Source organism: Nonomuraea sp. NPDC052129 (assembly GCF_040680095.1).
Classification (GTDB): domain Bacteria; phylum Actinomycetota; class Actinomycetes; order Streptosporangiales; family Streptosporangiaceae; genus Nonomuraea.
Genome location: NZ_JBFAVX010000007.1, coordinates 128,986 through 144,973, shown reverse-complemented (window position 1 = coordinate 144,973; position 15,988 = coordinate 128,986). Strand labels below are relative to the sequence as shown.

At 67.4% G+C, this 15,988-nt stretch carries 18 protein-coding genes; 2 read left to right on the top strand and 16 right to left on the bottom strand.

Annotated elements, in window-relative coordinates; genetic code table 11:
- Nucleotides 1–13 precede the first annotated feature (13 nt).
- From AB0L53_RS18695 to AB0L53_RS18670, 6 genes are all read right to left on the bottom strand, one after another.
- Nucleotides 14–1,144 (bottom strand): Gfo/Idh/MocA family oxidoreductase, encoded by a 1,131-nt coding sequence (locus tag AB0L53_RS18695; RefSeq protein WP_363994941.1) that lies wholly within the window; start codon nt 1,142–1,144, stop codon nt 14–16.
- On the bottom strand, nt 1,141–1,920 hold the full coding sequence (locus tag AB0L53_RS18690; protein ID WP_363994938.1) for a ThuA domain-containing protein: 780 nt from the start codon (nt 1,918–1,920) through the stop codon (nt 1,141–1,143). Before AB0L53_RS18690 ends, AB0L53_RS18695 begins: the two co-directional genes overlap by 4 nt.
- A 24-nt stretch (nt 1,921–1,944) precedes the next feature.
- A complete protein-coding gene (locus AB0L53_RS18685; protein WP_363994935.1) occupies nt 1,945–2,769 on the bottom strand; it encodes a carbohydrate ABC transporter permease in 825 nt (274 codons plus the stop codon).
- Nucleotides 2,770–2,776: 7 nt separating this feature from the next.
- Nucleotides 2,777–3,742, bottom strand: coding sequence for a sugar ABC transporter permease (locus AB0L53_RS18680; RefSeq protein ID WP_363994932.1), 966 nt, complete (start codon nt 3,740–3,742; stop codon nt 2,777–2,779).
- Between the two features lie 19 nt (nt 3,743–3,761).
- Complete coding sequence (locus AB0L53_RS18675; RefSeq protein ID WP_363994930.1) at nt 3,762–5,012, bottom strand: sugar ABC transporter substrate-binding protein; 1,251 nt, start codon at nt 5,010–5,012, stop codon at nt 3,762–3,764.
- Between the two features lie 132 nt (nt 5,013–5,144).
- Nucleotides 5,145–6,170 (bottom strand): LacI family DNA-binding transcriptional regulator, encoded by a 1,026-nt coding sequence (locus AB0L53_RS18670; protein WP_363994927.1) that lies wholly within the window; start codon nt 6,168–6,170, stop codon nt 5,145–5,147.
- Nucleotides 6,171–7,135: 965 nt separating this feature from the next.
- Between AB0L53_RS18670 and AB0L53_RS18665 the strand changes: the two genes are divergently transcribed.
- Nucleotides 7,136–7,549: a GntR family transcriptional regulator gene (locus tag AB0L53_RS18665; protein WP_363994924.1), complete on the top strand. Its 414-nt coding sequence runs from the start codon at nt 7,136–7,138 to the stop codon at nt 7,547–7,549.
- A gap of 376 nt (nt 7,550–7,925) precedes the next feature.
- Here AB0L53_RS18665 and AB0L53_RS18660 read toward each other — a convergent pair whose 3' ends face one another.
- Together AB0L53_RS18660 and AB0L53_RS18655 are read right to left on the bottom strand one after the other, a co-directional pair.
- Nucleotides 7,926–8,354 carry a hypothetical protein gene (locus AB0L53_RS18660; protein WP_363994921.1) on the bottom strand — a complete coding sequence of 143 codons (429 nt, stop codon included), beginning with the start codon at nt 8,352–8,354 and terminating at the stop codon, nt 7,926–7,928.
- A 32-nt stretch (nt 8,355–8,386) separates the two neighbouring features.
- Nucleotides 8,387–8,701: a hypothetical protein gene (locus AB0L53_RS18655; protein WP_363994918.1), complete on the bottom strand. Its 315-nt coding sequence runs from the start codon at nt 8,699–8,701 to the stop codon at nt 8,387–8,389.
- Between the two features lie 56 nt (nt 8,702–8,757).
- Here AB0L53_RS18655 and AB0L53_RS18650 point away from each other — a divergent pair, with 56 nt between their 5' ends.
- Nucleotides 8,758–9,051, top strand: a complete 294-nt coding sequence (locus tag AB0L53_RS18650; RefSeq protein WP_363994915.1) for a hypothetical protein — start codon at nt 8,758–8,760, stop codon at nt 9,049–9,051.
- Nucleotides 9,052–9,307: 256 nt separating this feature from the next.
- Here AB0L53_RS18650 and AB0L53_RS18645 read toward each other — a convergent pair whose 3' ends face one another.
- The 8 genes from AB0L53_RS18645 to AB0L53_RS18610 form a co-directional block, all read right to left on the bottom strand.
- Complete coding sequence (locus AB0L53_RS18645) at nt 9,308–9,715, bottom strand: PIN domain-containing protein (RefSeq protein ID WP_358442050.1); 408 nt, start codon at nt 9,713–9,715, stop codon at nt 9,308–9,310.
- On the bottom strand, nt 9,700–9,960 hold the full coding sequence (locus tag AB0L53_RS18640; RefSeq protein WP_358442051.1) for a type II toxin-antitoxin system prevent-host-death family antitoxin: 261 nt from the start codon (nt 9,958–9,960) through the stop codon (nt 9,700–9,702). The genes AB0L53_RS18645 and AB0L53_RS18640 overlap by 16 nt, the downstream gene beginning before the upstream one ends.
- Nucleotides 9,961–10,047: 87 nt before the next feature.
- Nucleotides 10,048–11,118, bottom strand: coding sequence for a DUF4192 domain-containing protein (locus AB0L53_RS18635; protein ID WP_363994910.1), 1,071 nt, complete (start codon nt 11,116–11,118; stop codon nt 10,048–10,050).
- 70 nt (nt 11,119–11,188) lie between these two features.
- A complete protein-coding gene (locus AB0L53_RS18630) occupies nt 11,189–11,929 on the bottom strand; it encodes an EI24 domain-containing protein (protein ID WP_363994907.1) in 741 nt (246 codons plus the stop codon).
- Nucleotides 11,930–11,939: 10 nt separating this feature from the next.
- Nucleotides 11,940–12,521, bottom strand: coding sequence for a nucleoside triphosphate pyrophosphatase (locus tag AB0L53_RS18625; protein WP_363994904.1), 582 nt, complete (start codon nt 12,519–12,521; stop codon nt 11,940–11,942).
- A gap of 16 nt (nt 12,522–12,537) precedes the next feature.
- The gene (locus AB0L53_RS18620; protein WP_363994901.1) at nt 12,538–13,080 is read right to left on the bottom strand and encodes a DUF937 domain-containing protein; all 543 of its coding nucleotides are present in this window, start codon (nt 13,078–13,080) and stop codon (nt 12,538–12,540) included.
- Between the two features lie 29 nt (nt 13,081–13,109).
- Nucleotides 13,110–15,071, bottom strand: a complete 1,962-nt coding sequence (ftsH, locus tag AB0L53_RS18615) for an ATP-dependent zinc metalloprotease FtsH (protein ID WP_363994898.1) — start codon at nt 15,069–15,071, stop codon at nt 13,110–13,112.
- Between the two features lie 34 nt (nt 15,072–15,105).
- Nucleotides 15,106–15,897 carry a hypothetical protein gene (locus AB0L53_RS18610; RefSeq protein ID WP_363994895.1) on the bottom strand — a complete coding sequence of 264 codons (792 nt, stop codon included), beginning with the start codon at nt 15,895–15,897 and terminating at the stop codon, nt 15,106–15,108.
- Nucleotides 15,898–15,988 lie beyond the last annotated feature (91 nt).

Below are 15,988 nucleotides of genomic sequence, written 5' to 3'. Positions count from 1 at the left end.
CAGGCCCCCGTCATCACGTCTCCACCCGCTCGGCGCCGGCCAGCACGTCACGCACCGAGGACCATCCGGCGAGAGCGTCCCGTACGTCCGTCCGGGTCTCCTCCCGCAGCGCCTGCGCGTGGGCCCGCTCGAGCACATCGTCCAGGCGCTCGATCCGCCCGCTCGTCGCCGACCGCACCGCCGCCTCCACCATCGCCAGGCTCATCACGTTCTCGTGCACCTCGCCGGACGGCGGCTCCCCGGTCCGGAGCGCCCGCGTGAACACCTGCAAGGCGCCGGCGATCCCGGAGTACGGCGGGCCGGCCGGTTCAGCGGCGTCCACCTCGGCGTCGAGGACCGGGGCGTGGTCGCCGTCCCAGAGCGCGGTGCCCTTTTCACCGCTGACCCGCCAGCTCCCGTTCCACGAGGTGATGTCGCCGGGACTGCACCAGCTGCCGTTGTAGACGTACCGGGTCCCGCCTTCCATCTCGAACACCACGGTCGCGTTGGCGTCCCCCTCGAACCAGCTCCACGGCGGGTTGTACGACTGGCAGTACGCCGTCACCGGCTCGGCCCGGAGCAGGAAGCGCGCCGAGTCGAAAGCGTGGATCGCCATGTCGATGAGCAGCGGGTACGCCATCAGATCGCGAAACCCGCCGAACCGCTCGGACCGGAAGAACGCCGTGCTCACCGTCCCGATCGCGCCGAGCCGCGCGGTCATCCCCCGCAGCGCGGCGAGCTGCGGGTTCCAGCGGCGGGATTGGCTGACCATGAACAGTTCGCCGGTGACCTCGGCCGCGGCGGCCATGGACAGCGCCCGGCTCACGTTCTCCGCGACCGGTTTCTCACCGAGCACCGGCAGACCGGCGAACAACGCCTCGGTGGTCACCGGGTGGTGCGCCTCGGGAATGGTCACGTTGATCAGCGCCTGGGCACCGGTCTGCCGGGCGAGGGCGACGGCGTCGGCGCCGACCGGGAGGTCCGGCAGGCCGGCCGAGTCGGCGACCTCCCGGGCCAGCGCCACGTTCAGGTCGGCGATGCCGGTGAGCAGCACCTCGGGCGAGTCGGTGACGGTGGACAGCCAGGCCCGGCCCATGCCGCCGGCGCCGACGATGACCACGCGGAGCGGATCGGCCGGGCTGGAGGGGATCGTCCGGAAGCTCACTGCAGCGGTCCCGTGTAGCCCTGGCCCTGGAAGAACTCCTCGGTCGCGTACCGCAGGAGCACGGGATGGCTCCGTTCCGGCCGGTCGGTGCGGGCCCAGGCGACGCCGTTCGCGATGACCCGGCGCACGTCCTTGTGATGGTAGGTGGGGTAGGCCTGGTCCCCCGGCCGGAAGTAGAAGATCTTGCCGTGACCGCGGCGGAAGGTGCAACCGCTGCGGAACACCTCCCCGCCGCTGAACGAGCTGACGAACACGAGCTCGTCCGGTGCCGGGATGTCGAAGAACTCCCCGTACATCTCATCCTCTTCGATGATCAACGGGTGCGGAACGCCCTTGGCGATGGGGTGCGTGGGGTCGACCGTCCAGATGAGCTCACGGTCGTGCTCGTCGCGCCAGCGCAGGGTGCAACTCGTACCCATGAGCTTGGTGAAGATCTTCGACCAGTGCCCGGAGTGCAGCACGACGAGCCCCATCCCGGACAGCACATGCCGGTGGACACGCTCGACGACCTCATCGGCCACCTCGTCGTGCGCCGCGTGACCCCACCAGGTGAGCACATCGGTGTCGGCCAGCACCTCCTCGGTCAGCCCGTGCTCCGGATCGTCCAGGGTGGCGGTACGGACGACGCAGCCGTCGGCGAGGTTCTCCTCGATGCCCTCCGCGATCGTCGTGTGCATGCCCTTCGGATAGATCTTCGCCACGTGCTCCTCGATCTGCTCGTGACGGTTCTCGCCCCACACCGTCACACGCAGCGGGCCGGCAGTTCCGTTTGTCATGTCGAACCTTTTCTGCTGGGGGATTTACTTGACCGCGCCTGCCGTCGTGCCCGCGGCGACGTAGCGCTGGGCGACGACGAGCAGGACGATGGCCGGGATGGAGGCGAGCACGGCGGTGGCCATGACCGAGCTCCAGTCGTTCACATATGTCCCGATGTAGGTGTAGAGCCCGAGCGTCACCGGGCGCACGTCCTCGGTCGTGGTGAGGGTGAGGGCGAACAGGAAGTCCGCCCAGGAGAAGAGGAAGGTGAACAGGGCCGCGGTGATGAGCGCGTTGCGGCTCATCGGCAGCACGATGGAGACGAACGTCCGGACGTGACCGGCCCCGTCGACCCGGCCGGCCTCCAGGACCGCCCGCGGGATGTTGATCATGAAGGCGCGGACGATCAGGATCGCGAACGGGATTCCCGCGGTCGAGTCGGCGAGGATCAGGCCCGGGATCGAGTTGAGCAGTCCCAGGTCGTTGTAGGCGGTGTAGAGCGCGTTCGCGATGACGATCCCCGGGATCATCTGCGAGATCAGGATCCCGAAGAGGAACGCGCCCACGAAGCGGATCTTGAACTGCGCCAGGGCGTAGGCCGCCGGCATCGCGATCAGCAGGCTGAACACGACCGAGCCGAGGGCGACGACCAGGCTCGTGACCAGGTTGCGGCCCTGTTGGCCGAGCGCGGTGGCGTAGCCGTCGAAGCTGAAGTCGAACGGCAGCCACGGGGTGCCGACCGCCGAGCCGCCCGGCTGCAGCGAGACGTTGACCATCCAATAGATCGGGAACAGCAGAACGGCGAGGATGCCGATCCCGACGACGGTGCTGCCCCAGCCGGCCCGGGTACGCCTTGTGGTGGTGGTCATGACGGCCTCACTCGTCCACGGCACGCCGGTTCGCGCGCAGGTAGAAGATGGCGAACACCAAGGAGATCGCGATCAGGATGTTGCCGAGCGCGGCACCCTGACCGAAGTCGAACTGCTGGAACGACAGGTGGTACGACTGCGTCGCGATGGTCTGGCTGGCGTTGGCCGGCCCGCCGCCGGTCAGCGCCAGGATCACGTCCAGCACCTTGATCGTGTAGACCACGCCGAGCACCAGCACGACGCTCACCACCGGGCGCAGCAAGGGCCAGGTCACAAACCGGAACCGCTGCCAGCCGCCCGCCCCGTCCAGCGCGGCCGCCTCGTACAGGTCCTCCGGGATGTCCTGGAGCCCGCCGTAGAGAATGGTCAGGTTGAACGGGATGCCGATCCAGATGTTCACCAGCATCACCGCCACCAGGGCCAGCGAGGTGCTGGTCAGCCAGCCGGGGTGGTCGCTCGCCACTCCGATGGCGGCCAGGAACCGGTTGAGCGCGCCGTTGTCCTTGTCGAGGATCCACCGCCAGACCGCGCCGGAGGCGATCAGCGGGATCAGCCACGGCAGCAGGATCAACGACCGGAGCACACCGTTGAGCGGGAAACGGCGCCGGAAGAACATCGCCAGGGCCAGACCGATGACGAACTGCGCGGCGATCGAGCCGGCGGTGAACAGGACGGTGTTCAGCATGGCCTTGCCGAACACCGGGGAGGACACCACCGCGGCGTAGTTGGCGAACCCGACCCACGGCGCCTCGCCGGTGTAGAAGGTGCTCGTCGAGTACTCCTGGAAGGCCATCAAGAAGTTCTTGACGATCGGGTAGCCGAAGAACGCCACCATGTAGATCACGGCCGGGGCCAGGAACAGCACCTGCGCGGCGCGGTTCTGGAAGTGGAGCGAGTGCCAGAAGGGGGGCCGGGCATCGATTCCGTCGTCCGCCACGATGGCCGGCGGTGGTGGATCTGTCTGACGCACCATGGTGGACTGTTGTGGGTGCTCAACCATTCTGGGCCGTTTCCAGGGCCTTGGCCGGTGTGGCCTGGCCGGTCAGCGCGGACTGGAACGCGGTGTAGATCTTCGTGGCCGCCTTCGGCCAGTCCGCGCCGAGCTCACCGGTACGGGCCCGTGCGGTCGGAATCTGGTCCACGAAACCGGCCATGTTCGGGTTGCTGGAGCTGAACTTCTCCAGCAGCGACTTTTTGGTGGGGATGGTCTGGGTGTCCTTGGCGAGGCTGAGCTGGTTGTCGTCCGAGTTGAGACAGGCGACGACCTTGGCGGCCTTGGCCTGCTTGTCCTTGTTCCCGGTCTGCGGCACGGCCCACGTCTCACCGCCGAGCGGCGCGACGATCGGTTTGCCGGCGACCGGTGCCGGGATCGGCGCCACCGCGTACTTGACGCTCTTGCCCTCGGCCAACGCGGGGAACTGCCACGGCCCGTTGATCGCCATCGCGGCCTTGCCCGCCCGGAACTGGTCGTTGACGTCCGCCTGGGTCCAGTTGAGGGCGGACTTCGACACCGAGCCGTCGTTCATCAGATCGACCCACAACTGCACGGCCTGCGCGGTCTCCGGCGTCGCGATGTTCTTCTCGTCGCCACCGTTGGACCACATGAACGGCAGGAACTGCCAGGTGCCCTCATAGTTCGCCGGTGCCGAGAACGCCAGCCCGTACGTGCCGCCGGAGGTCAGCTTCTTGGCCGCCGTCTTCAGCTCCGCCCAGGTCGTCGGCGGCGTCACGCCCGCCTTGTCGAGCAGGTCCTTGTTGTAGAACAGCCCGATGGTGTTGGTGATCGGCTGCAGGCCGTAGAGCTTGTCCTTGTACGTCGAGGCGCTGACCACGCCCTCCACGTACCCGTCGGCCTTGAGCCCGAGGTCGTTCAGCGGAGTGAGGGCGCCGGTCTGGGCGATCTGCTGCAGATCGGGGTTGTCCAGCATCAGGACGTCCGGAAGGGTCCGCGAGGACGCCTGCTGGAGCACCTTCTGGATCAGGGTCGCGCCGGGCACCGACTCGCGCTGGATGGTGACACCGGCCTGCTTGCCGCAGGCGTCGATGGCCTTCTGCCAGACCGTCTTGCTCGGTTCGTTGTTGTAATAGTCGAGCACCCGCAGGGTCGAGGAGTCGCCGCCGCTGTTCGAGCCACCGCCGTTCGAGCCGCCGCCACAGGCGGTGAGGGCGAGGGGCAGGGTGAGCATCGAGGCGAGCGCGGCCTGGGCGCGGCGGGATCGGGGGGCGCGGGGGGAGCGGATCATGTCGTGTCCTTTCGGATACGGAGGGTTCCGGGGTGAATCCAGCCGTCGATACGTATCGACTGCAGTGGTACAGATGTCCGTCGATACGCATCGACGATGCTTATCGGGGCCCCTGACCGGGGCCGTCGGTGATCAGTTGGAGGGAGTAGGCATCACGGTCGTGCGACGGGTGAGTCGTGGCGCGACCAGGTCGATTGCGGGACGTTCCACCCCGGAACTCGGATCGAGTAACCAGAACAGCGTCTCCATCGCACGCCGGGAGACGTCGCGCGGTTCCACGGAGATATTCGTGTACGGCGGATCGGGCTGTACGGCCCAACGGTCGGAACTGAGTCCGATGAGGGAGATGTCACGGCCCGGCACGACGTCCTTCTTCCGCAGTGCGTTCAACAGCGGCATGATCGCGTCGCTGTGCGGCACCACCACTCCGAGACGCCCGCCGGTCCGCCGGGCGAGGAGCTGATCAGCCGCGGCGGCCTCCTGGCCATGGTCGACCGGTTCGATCACCGTCAACGGAAGGCCGCGCACCTGCGCCTGCCGCCGCGCCGATCGCAGAAAGCGGCCGACGTAGTTCAGGCCACGCTCCATCGCCGCGGCCGGGTAACCCACTACGACGATCTCGTCGTGCCCGGTGTCGGCCAGCTCCTCGACGGCCATCCGGGCCGCCGCCTCGAAGTCGAGGTCGACGCAGTGCAGCCCAGCCGGGTCGGCCGGCACACCGATGAGCACCACCGGAACGGACAGCGCGGCGGCCACCGGGACCCGCTCGTCCCGCTCCTCGATGTCCATCATGATGATCGCGTCGCACAGGGCCCGTCCGGCGAGGCGCCGCAGACCCGCGGAGCCCTCGTCCGCGGTCACGAGCAGAACCTCGTGATCGTGGGCGCGGGCCGAGCTGGCGATGGTCTCGATGAACGGCAGCAACCCGAAGGCATCGCCCCCGGCCCCGAAGCGCACCACCAGCCCGACCACCCGGGTGCGGCGCCCCGCGAGAGCCCGGGCGCCGGAGTGCGGCTCGTAGGTGAGCTGTGCCATCGCGTCCAGGACCCGCTGCCGCGTGCGCTCGGAGATGGGTCGCTTGCCGGTCATCACATAGGACACGGTGCTCTGCGAAACACCGGCGATACGCGCGACGTCCTTGCTGGTGAACGCCGCCATGACACCTCCTGGAGGGAATCGTCGATGCGTATCAATCGCCAGTGCCGATACGCTACGACGGCGGTCGTCCGAGCCACAAGACATCACCCCGCAATATTTCTGGAATCCCGCTGTATCGTCCGGATACGCGGGGAATCGTGGCCGCCGGAGGGCATGTGCCCTGGATCGACGAAGGGCCGGTCTCGCCGTGGGCACCGCTGCGCCGGCAGACGGCTCTCTGGTTGTGGATCGGCTCTGGTTATGGATCGGCTCTGGTTGTGGATCGGCTCTGGTTGTGGATCGGCGTAGTGATCAGCAGCGTCAGCGCGTGGGCGTAGACGGTGAGCACGCTGGCTATTTGTCCGCGATCCATCCGGACGCCGCCACCATCGTCAGGCTGGTACAGACCGCCGGGGTGCCGTTCGAAGCGTTCGACCGCGTGCAGGCGTACCTCGTGGCGGTCGCGGTCCTGCTCAGACCCGGCATGGAGCGAGGCGGTCTTACCTGCCGTTCTCGGTTTAATTGGGGCCAGGCTCCGCCATAGGGCGACCAACGGGCCAGTGCCATCAGCGAGCCTCGCCCGTGAGGATCATCGTCCAAACGCGCTCTGCCACGGCCCGTGGCCATGGCCCGGCGTAGAAGACCTTGGGAGACGTGGTCTGGTGCGTGCGACGGATCATGTAGTGGCCGCCGCAGCTCAGCAGCTCATAGACGAGTGCGCGGCAGGAGCAGGTGTAGTCCACTATCCGCAGGCGGACTGGTTCCTCCTTGGTCCAGTCGATGTGCGTCGTGGTGGCGGCCGTGCTGCGACCTGGCGGGTGGGCGGCGAGCCTCGGACAAGGCCAGGCATCTGCCTCTAGACCTAGAAGCTCAGGTATAGCGGCAACCTTCCCTACCTTGATGTGGCAACGTTCCTGCTGCTCGTTCCTTATGAGCATATACCTACAAGCCCATATGAGGTAGTGGGGTTGTGATGATGACCTGTTGTGATCGACTTCGGTTCCGATCGACCCGTGCACCGCCAGCTCGCCGACATCATCCGCGCGGACATCGCAGCGGGACGGCTCACGCCTGGCCAGGCACTCCCGTCAGAGGGCCGGCTGATGCAGGAGTACGAGCTTGGCCGCGTCGCCGTACGGCAGGCGCTCGGGGTGCTGCGCAGCGAGGGACTGATCGTCACCGTGAAGCGTGAAGGCTCCTACGTCCGCCCACAGGCCCCCGTCGAACGGGTGATCGTGGAGGGGCCCGCAGAGGTCACCGCTCGCATGCCCTCCCCAGACGAGCGGAGGGAACTGGACATCCCCGAGGGGGTCCCGGTATTCGTCCTCAGCCAGCCGCACAAGCGCAACCGCATCCTGCCCGCCGACCGGACAGCCCTCGTTTGGGGTGCAGAGAGATGACACACGGCCTGACGGTTCAGACAACGAGCAAGCAAGGCCGACGATGCTAGCGGCGGCCAAAGCCAAGAATGCCGCCCCGATGCGGTCGTAGACCTGGCACACGGGGGTGATCAATTGGGCCCATCCCCGCGTGCTGCGGACGTGCCGGCGCCGCAGAGGTTCGGGGTGCCTCAGAACCCACCGGCACATCCTCAAGCCATCGTGATCATCAGCTCGATAGCTTCTCAGCACGACGGCAGGCCGCCTCAACGACACCAGCCGAGGAGAACAAGGGGCAGGCCCGCGGCGGCCATATCACCCTCTCAACCAATTCCAGAGATCGCAAGCTGGCGCAAATTAACATAGAGCAGCGTGAAAGTTTGGACTTCTGATCGAGTTATCCGCCCTGATAAACGTTGACTCGGACGATGGCAAAGGCTTCCGCCCTGACCGATTTGCCCTGTAGTGCTTTCAGAATTTTGGGATGGTACCGGAGAGATGCGGGATAGAATGAATCCACGGACAAGGATGCGTCCCATTTAGCGGATTTCATTGCCGCCCCTGTTGGGCTCTTTCCTAGAATCTCCCATCCCCGCCCGCTGAGAAGGTCGGCAGTTTTGTCGATCGCTTCCTTGTTGCTCGTGCTTCCGACATCAATGACGAACGTATTAGTGATCTCTACATCATCGTCGTAACTGTCTTCGATGCCATCCTCCGCCTGCACTATGCCGATGCGGCGTACATCATCGAGAGCGGCGGGAGATACCTGAGGAATGGGCGCAGAAAACAACCCACTTCGGAAGGCAAGGATAATTCCGATAAGCACGACGCCTAAAAGACCCCCTGCCAAAACTGCTCTTATCCACATAATGCTTTCTTCCCTCCGTCTTCAACGCATGACCAGAATGCCCTAACGGCGCCGTCACCGCCGCCCATGCTCAGCATCGCATCCAAATCCTTCCGCCCCTGTTTTGCGTTAGTCACATTCTTTTGAGTCCCGTCGAGAACTCCGGTTTTCATCCACGTATCGAATCTGTCATGTTTCGGCACAGGATAATACCAGTTCGTCCCATCCCATACCGTGACTCCAGAGCATCCGCAATAAGCATATGCGGCTTCGATGTCATTGATGGGGCGTCCATCGATCGTTACATTCTGCTTCAGATGCTGCATCCAGGCCGCAGTCAACTGTATGGCCCTGGCGGGTGGCAGATTGCCGCGTCCCTGCTGTGCGAGTCGATTCCTATGGCGCGTGCCAGCGGGACGACAGCACGCTGATGATGCACGGCGACAGCGCGTTCTGCGCCGCCGAGACGGTGGCCACATGCCGCGAGCACGGTGCCCGTTTCGCCACCACCGCCGAACTGGACCCCAAGCTCAAGGCAGCAATCGCCGCGATGCCGCCTTGCGCGACGACCTCCGCCGGTTACCGGTGCCGCTCCAGCGCCCGCCCTGCCCCCGACCCACTACGCATGAACAAGCCGCGACCCGAACACGGCGGGTCACCCGCGCCTCGAAACTAGGCCTTCACCTGCAGGAGCGGCCCCCCTCAAGGGCCGGACCGAGAAACGATCACGAGAATTCAAGCCGTGGAGCCAAGCTCAGCCGAGGCCGACGTGATCCGACGCCTGGGCGCCGTGCTGACACACTGACGAGTCGCCATGCCCTCGCCCTGCCGGAGTATGACGTCCACTCCACATCTTGGGCCATCCGCCTCAGATACGCGTGTACGACGAACGACTGCGTCGCGAGGAGCACCACCAGGCCACGTGGTACAGCTCAATGAGGAACGACTTGCGCCCTGACACCGGGGAGATCGTCGAATGCAGCGGACGAGTCCATCGTAATCACCGTTCTCGCGGTGGTCGCGGCCGTCGCAGCGATCAGCAGATCGTACGCTCCCCGCTTCTTTCCCTCTCGCCGAACATGCGCCATGAGACGAGCATGAACCCTGGCAATGTCCGTCGTGTATTCCTCGACCGGAATCAGCGCAAGAACCTCATCCACAAAAGCCTGCCGATTGGGGCGACGCGCAGCATCGGCCAGCTCCACACCGACCAGCAACTCAGCCACGGTGATGGCGGCGATCGCCACATCGTCGGCGTCTCCGATCACCGTGTCCACAGACGCCTTGCCTCGCTCCGCGGCGATGAGCACACCCGTGTCGAGGATCAGGCGTCGGGCCACGTGTTCCTCATCTCGTCGTCGACCGTCTCGCGGGCGGCCGCCACATCGCCCTCGAAGTCGGCGTCCAGGGTCCCCGCGCTTCTGGCCAAGAAGGCCTTGACCATCCGTCCTGGCGCAGTGGGCGCGGGACCGATCACCGCAATCCGCTTTCCACCGCGAGTCACCATGATTGTTTCACCTCGTTCTGCTTCGTCGAGAACCGTCGCGAAGCTCCGAGACGCCTCGGTGGCAGTCATCACCTTCATAAAATCAGATTATCTGATCTCGTGCCTCCAAAGGCTACCTTTAGGAGTCCGGGCGGTTGGGCTCGGCGTGGGGTTGAGGTATGCAGATCAAGCCGCCGTTTCGTGGTCTTCGTCGAGGATGTTGATCAGGGGGATCAGCCAGCCCGCGTGAACGGGGCCCATTGCGGAGTCCAGTTCGGCTGGGGTGGGGAGGCGGTCGAGCAGGGTCGCCGGGGACAGGAGTTGCTGAAGGGCGTGCATGAGAAGGTTGGCCATCGAGTAGGTCGGGTCGGTGGTCAGGGCGCGTTCGAGGGCGATGGTGGCCAGGACGCTGTCGCCGGTGCGCCAGGAGGCCATGGCCAGCAGGGACGCGGCCGGTGGGGTGAAGCGTGGCTCCAGGCGGCGGGTGAGGTCTTTCCAGAGGGCGGCGTGGGAGTCGCCGGCGAGGGTCCAGGCTTCGTCGCGGATTCTGATCACTGCCAGGTCGAGGCCGAGCCTGGCCGCTTCGGCGTCGTCCAGGCGGCCACCGGCGGCGTGGGTGGCCAGGGCGGCGCGGACTCTTACCAGGCCCCGGGTGACGAACTGCTGGGCGAACGCGTTCACGTCCGTCGCCTCCATCAGCCGGGTGCGGAACTCGGCGACGGCCTCCGTCGTGGCGCGGCGCATCGACACCCGGACGGGGCCGGTGAGCGGGGCGATGGTGCGTTCCAGGCTCTGGCGGTTGGGCAGGGCCACCAGGCCGTGCACGGTGGCCTCGGCGGCGATCTGGCTGGTCGAGGTGTCGTACGGAGTGCCTTCGGGAGGGCAGCACTGGGGCACGTCGCACACGTACGACCAGTAGCGGCCGCCCTCGGCTCTCAGGGCCTCGTCCACGCCGACACCTACCCGGGCGGCCAGTCGACGGGCCTCGTCCACGGCGGGGGTGACCCGCTCTCCAGGGCCGTAGCCGATCAGGATGATGTGGGTGATGGCCTCACGATCGAACAGCGCCGACAAAGGCTCCAGCGTGCCCGGCGGAAACGGTAGTGGCCAGCGGGTCGCCAGCTTGGCCTGTCCTCGGGCGAGGCCGAGCACGATGAGGCTGTCGACGGGGTGGAACCCCACGAGGTAGGGCACCGCGGCGAGGACGTCGGTGGGGCTGGTCAGGGTCAGGCAGGGCTCGGAGGCGTTGGTCGTCATGAGGCATGAGGGTGCCTGGACGGAGGGGGTCCCCGATGCGCCGAACCACGTTCTGGGGATAAAGGGAACGTCAGGGGGCGGGAGTTGGGGCCAGGCGGTTGCGGACGAACAGGGCCGCCCCCGCCACCCCCGCCGGCATCGCCACGACCGCCACAAAAGGCACCAAGAACAGCAAGAACACCACCACCCCGAACCCCAAGGCCCCCGCCTTGTTCCCCCGCAGCAGCGCGAACCGCTCCTTACGCCCCATCCCCCGCCGTTCCAGCGCCAGCGTGGTCAGCTCCACCGTCAGGAAGAACCCGGAGACCATGGCCCCCAGCACCGGCACCACCGTCTGCCCGACCACCGGCACGAATCCCAGGAAGAACAGCGGCACGGTGAAAAGCAGCACATAGCCCAGCGTCACCAGACTGTCCCGTAGAGACCGGGGCAGGGTCCGCCACCACGGCTGCTCCTCCACCCCCGGCAACGGATCCACCGTGGCGGACAGTTTCTCGTAGAACGGCTCCCCGATCGCCAGCGTGAGCGCCGTGAAGGTCAGCACCGCCAGCGCCAGCCCGCCGAGGACCAGCGCGATCCCGATCAGCGTACGGAAGAGGTCCCGCCACCCCCACGTGTCGGCGAACGGCGTAAGAAATTCCGCCATATCCGACGCGTTCGTGCCGAGGAAGACCAACGCCACCACGTACACGACAAAGGCCAGCAGCGCCGGGATCAACCCGAACAGCCACCATCGGCCATTCTTGGCGACCCAGCCCACACCCTGAAGGAAGAAGCCGACGCCCGCCAAGAAGTCGCGTACTGATCGCATGCCCGGCACGCTAGCGCCAGAACGACGTCACCGCGTAGCCCAGTTCGCCGAAAAGGTTGCGGATCAGCGGCAGCGAGATGCCGAGCACGTTGCCGTGGTCGCCCTCGATGCCCTCGACGAACCAGCCGCCCCGCCCCTCGATGCTGAACGCCCCGGCCAGGCCCAGCGGCTCGCCGGTGTCGGCGTAGGCGGCTATCTCCTCGTCGGACGGCATGCCGAAGCGGATCACGGTGCTGGCCACCTCGGCCACCTGCCGGTCGGCGGATACGTCGATGACGCAGTGACCGGTCACCAGACGTCCGGTCCGGCCACGCATGATCCGCCACCGCTCGACGACCTCCTCAGCCGTGGCCGGCTTGCCGTATGGCCTGCCGTCGAGCTCCAGGATCGAGTCGCAGCCGATGACCAGGCCCTCGTCGAGCCCGCTCGCGACCGCCGACGCCTTGGCCTTGGCGAGCTCAAGGGCGAGCGCGGCGGGCGAGTAGGCGGTGTATGACTCCTCGTCGACGCCGCTGACGATCACCTTGGGGTCGAGTCCGGCGCTGCGGAGCAGGGCCAGCCGGGCAGGGGACGCTGAAGCCAGGATGATCACCGCACCAGCTTACCGTTCAGCGGTCGAAGTTCGGCTGGCCGGGTACGTCCATGGAGTCCCCATCGAAGATCGCGCCGAGCAGCTCGGCCAGCTCGGCGGGGAGGGTGGCGCTCTCCTGGTTCAGGGCGTCGGCGACGGCCCCGGCCTCCATCCGCCCGCGAGTCGCCCGCCCGGCCAGCAACGACATGATCATGGGCGCGATCAGCGGCAGCAACCTCATGATTGTGCGGCCGTCGACCCCCACCAGCCGTGACAACCCGTCGGCCGCCTGCTCGGTGCCCTGCCCGCCGAGTACGTGCCCCAGGATGCTCTGCCCGTCGCGCGACAGCGACGCCACGTCGCCGTTGAACGGGTCGGCGTCCACGTGATCATCGAGAGCAGCGCGCAGCGCCTCCGCACCTTCAGGGTGCGTGGCGTTGCGCGCCAGGCCGCCGATGATGGTGCCGGACACCGTCGTGAGCACGATGCGGGCCGTTTCGGTGTCCGTGCCGAGCAGCCCGGCGACCTCCTCCAGCCCGGCATCGCCGAGCTCTGCGAGAAGCTCGTCGTTGAGTGTCACATCGGAGACCTGCCCGGCGCGGCCTCAATTTACGTTACGGGCTTGCCCAAGTCCCCGGAAAGCCCGGCGGCGGCGTAGGCGCTCGCCTCGTCCAGCGTCTCGTGCTCCAGCAGGGCCGCGACGATGGCGTCGAGCTTGTCGCGGTTCTCGCTGAGGACGCGCAGCGCGCGCTCGTAGCACTCGTCCACGATCCGCCGCGCCTCCTCGTCGACGGTGGCGAGCATGGCGGGCGAGGCCTGCGGCGGCTGACCGTCGCTGGGCAGGATGGTCAGCGGCCCGACCTTCTCCGACATGCCCCAGCGCCCGACCATGCCGCGGGCGATCATCGTGACCTGCTCCAGGTCGTTCTCGGCGCCGGTGGTGATCACGCCGAACACCACCTGCTCGGCCGCCATCCCGCCGAGCGCGCCGGTGATGCGCCCGCGGAGATACTGCTCGTCGTACGCGTAACGATCGGTGTCAGGCGTGGACAGTGTGACGCCCAGCGCCCGCCCGCGCGGGATGATCGAGATCTTCCTGACCGGGTCGGCGCCCGGCTGCAGCATGCCGAGCAGCGCGTGGCCGGCCTCGTGGAAGGCGGTCCTGGTGCGCTCCTCCTCCGGCATCACGATGCTGCGCGCCGCGCCGAGCTGCAGCTTCTCCAGCGCGTCGGCGAAGTCGGCGATGCCGACCTTCTCCTTGCCGCGCTTGGCGGCCAGGAGCGCGCCCTCGTTGACCAGGTTCGCCAGGTCGGCGCCGGTCATGCCGGGCGTGGTCTTGGCGATCTGGTCGAGGCTGACCTCGCCGTCCAGCGGCACGCTCCTGCTGTGTACGGCCAGGATCGCGGTACGGCCGGCCGCGTCGGGCAACCCCACCTGGACCGTACGGTCGAACCGGCCGGGCCGCAGCAACGCCGGGTCGAGGATCTCCGGCCGGTTCGTGGCCCCGATGACGATGACGCCCTCGACGCCGGAGAAGCCGTCCATCTCGGTGAGGATCTGGTTGAGCGTCTGCTCGCGCTCGTCGTGCCCGCCGATGCCGCCGGCGCCGCCCCTGGCCCGGCCGATGGCGTCGATCTCGTCGATGAACACGATCGAGGGGGCGACCTTGCGCGCCTCCTCGAACAGGTCGCGTACCCGTGACGCGCCCACGCCGACGATCATCTCGATGAACTCCGACGCGCTGGCGGAGAAGAACGGCACGTTGGCCTCACCGGCCACGGCGCGGGCCAGCAGCGTCTTGCCGGTGCCGGGCGGCCCGGCGAGCAGGACGCCCTTGGGCAGCTTGGCGCCGAGCCTGCGGTATTTGTCGGGGTCCTTCAGGTAGTCGACGACCTCGACGAGTTCGTTCTCGACCTCGTCGATGCCCGCCACGTCCGCGAACGTGGCCCGCATCTGACCCGCTTCGACCGGCTTGGCCGCCTTGGACCGGCCGAGGCCGCTCAGCCCGCCGCCGCCCATCATGCTGGCGCCGCGCCGCATGACCCAGATCCAGAGCCCGGCCAGCAGCAGAACGGGGAGCAGGGAGAGCAGCAGGTTGAGGAAGAAGCCGCGCCCGCCGTTGATCGGGTCGGCCTTGATGTTGACCCCGGAGCTCTCCAACTGCTGGTAGAGCTGGTCGTTGTTGGCGAAGGCGGGGATCTCCGTCTTGAACTTCGTGTACGACTTGTTGCCGCTGTCGGGGTCCTTGGCCGCGGCCCGCAGATCGCCCTCGACCGACAGGCCCGTGGCGTAGATGTCCTTGACGTTCTTCGAGGTCACCTGCTTGGTGAACTCGGTGTAGGACACCGTCTCGACCGAGCCGGAGTCGAAGAAGGACGAGACCAGGAAGAACGCCGCGTACACGACGAGCAGCGTGACGACGAAGCGCCACCAGTTGATCTTCGGGCGACCACCGCCGGACGAGCCGGGCAGCCCTTCCGCGCGCCAGGGCGGCTTGGGCTTGTCTCTGTCAGGCGCCTGCGGCTGTCCTGAGCGTTTGTCAGGCGCCTTCGGCTGACCTGGGCGTTCCACGGCGTCACTCCCCCATATCGCCGTACATGATCTTCTAGCCTAGAACACGCACCCCGGAAACCACGCGCGTGATGTCACGCCACCTGGCCCGCTGCGACTCCGGCACTGTCACGAACGCCAGCCCCGGCTTGGCCATTCCCCCGTCGAGCACGACCACGGCCGCCCGCGAGACGTGCTTGCCGTACCTGACCTGGTAGGCGAGCAGCCAGCCGCGCTTGATCGGCTGGGAGACCAGCCAGCGGATCCGGGCGCCCTTGGGGTGGTGGTTGAGCGTCCAGCGGGCGGCGAGCAGCGCGGTGTCACGCGCCGACTTCTGCTCCTCGATCGGGAGCGGGCAGGTGACGAGCATGCCCCGCTGGTTCGAGCCGCGCTTGAGCGGGAGCACCTGCTTGCTGGTGAACGGCGCCGCGCGATGCGCCTTCCACGGCTTGCCGAGCCTGGGCACGACCAGGCCGGTCCGCCGGTCCTTGATCACTCCCTTGCCGGGCTTGGTCATCTTCAGCCGCGCGACCTTCTTCGGCAGCTTGGGGACCCGGGGGTCGGCGTACAGGGCCTCCATGGCGGTGTATCCGGGCGCGATGGTCGAGCCGGGAGTCGGCGTGGCGCGGGGAGCGGCCGCCTCGGCGGAGTCCACCGGCGAGGGGGACACCGACGGCTCGGACGACACTGTGGCAGAGGGCGGCGCGGACGAGGTCGGCACGGTCGATGGCGCGGCAACCGGCCGTGCGGCGACCTCGTCCGGCCGCGACGGGAGCAGCATGACCAGCGTGACAGTGACGACCGCCACCGCGGTCACGACTGCGAGCCCCCGGTATACATCCCGCATCCGCAGATCGCCGATACGGGATCGCCTGGGTGAAGAAACAGGGGTTCCCGGCCTGGCAGCAGTTCTCACACGGGAACCTTCGGTCCCATCA

What these genes read in the sequence shown, in the direction of transcription:
- AB0L53_RS18630 (WP_363994907.1), bottom strand. Translation starts at nt 11,929, where the DNA reads ATGCGATCAGTACGCGACTTCTTGGCGGGCGTCGGCTTCTTCCTTCAG.
- AB0L53_RS18670 (WP_363994927.1), bottom strand. Translation starts at nt 6,170, where the DNA reads ATGGCGGCGTTCACCAGCAAGGACGTCGCGCGTATCGCCGGTGTTTCG.
- AB0L53_RS18635 (WP_363994910.1), bottom strand. Translation starts at nt 11,118, where the DNA reads ATGACGACCAACGCCTCCGAGCCCTGCCTGACCCTGACCAGCCCCACC.
- AB0L53_RS18690 (WP_363994938.1), bottom strand. Translation starts at nt 1,920, where the DNA reads ATGACAAACGGAACTGCCGGCCCGCTGCGTGTGACGGTGTGGGGCGAG.
- AB0L53_RS18685 (WP_363994935.1), bottom strand. Translation starts at nt 2,769, where the DNA reads ATGACCACCACCACAAGGCGTACCCGGGCCGGCTGGGGCAGCACCGTC.
- AB0L53_RS18655 (WP_363994918.1), bottom strand. Translation starts at nt 8,701, where the DNA reads ATGCAGCATCTGAAGCAGAATGTAACGATCGATGGACGCCCCATCAAT.
- AB0L53_RS18640 (WP_358442051.1), bottom strand. Translation starts at nt 9,960, where the DNA reads ATGAAGGTGATGACTGCCACCGAGGCGTCTCGGAGCTTCGCGACGGTT.
- AB0L53_RS18610 (WP_363994895.1), bottom strand. Translation starts at nt 15,897, where the DNA reads ATGCGGGATGTATACCGGGGGCTCGCAGTCGTGACCGCGGTGGCGGTC.
- AB0L53_RS18675 (WP_363994930.1), bottom strand. Translation starts at nt 5,012, where the DNA reads ATGATCCGCTCCCCCCGCGCCCCCCGATCCCGCCGCGCCCAGGCCGCG.
- AB0L53_RS18680 (WP_363994932.1), bottom strand. Translation starts at nt 3,742, where the DNA reads ATGGTGCGTCAGACAGATCCACCACCGCCGGCCATCGTGGCGGACGAC.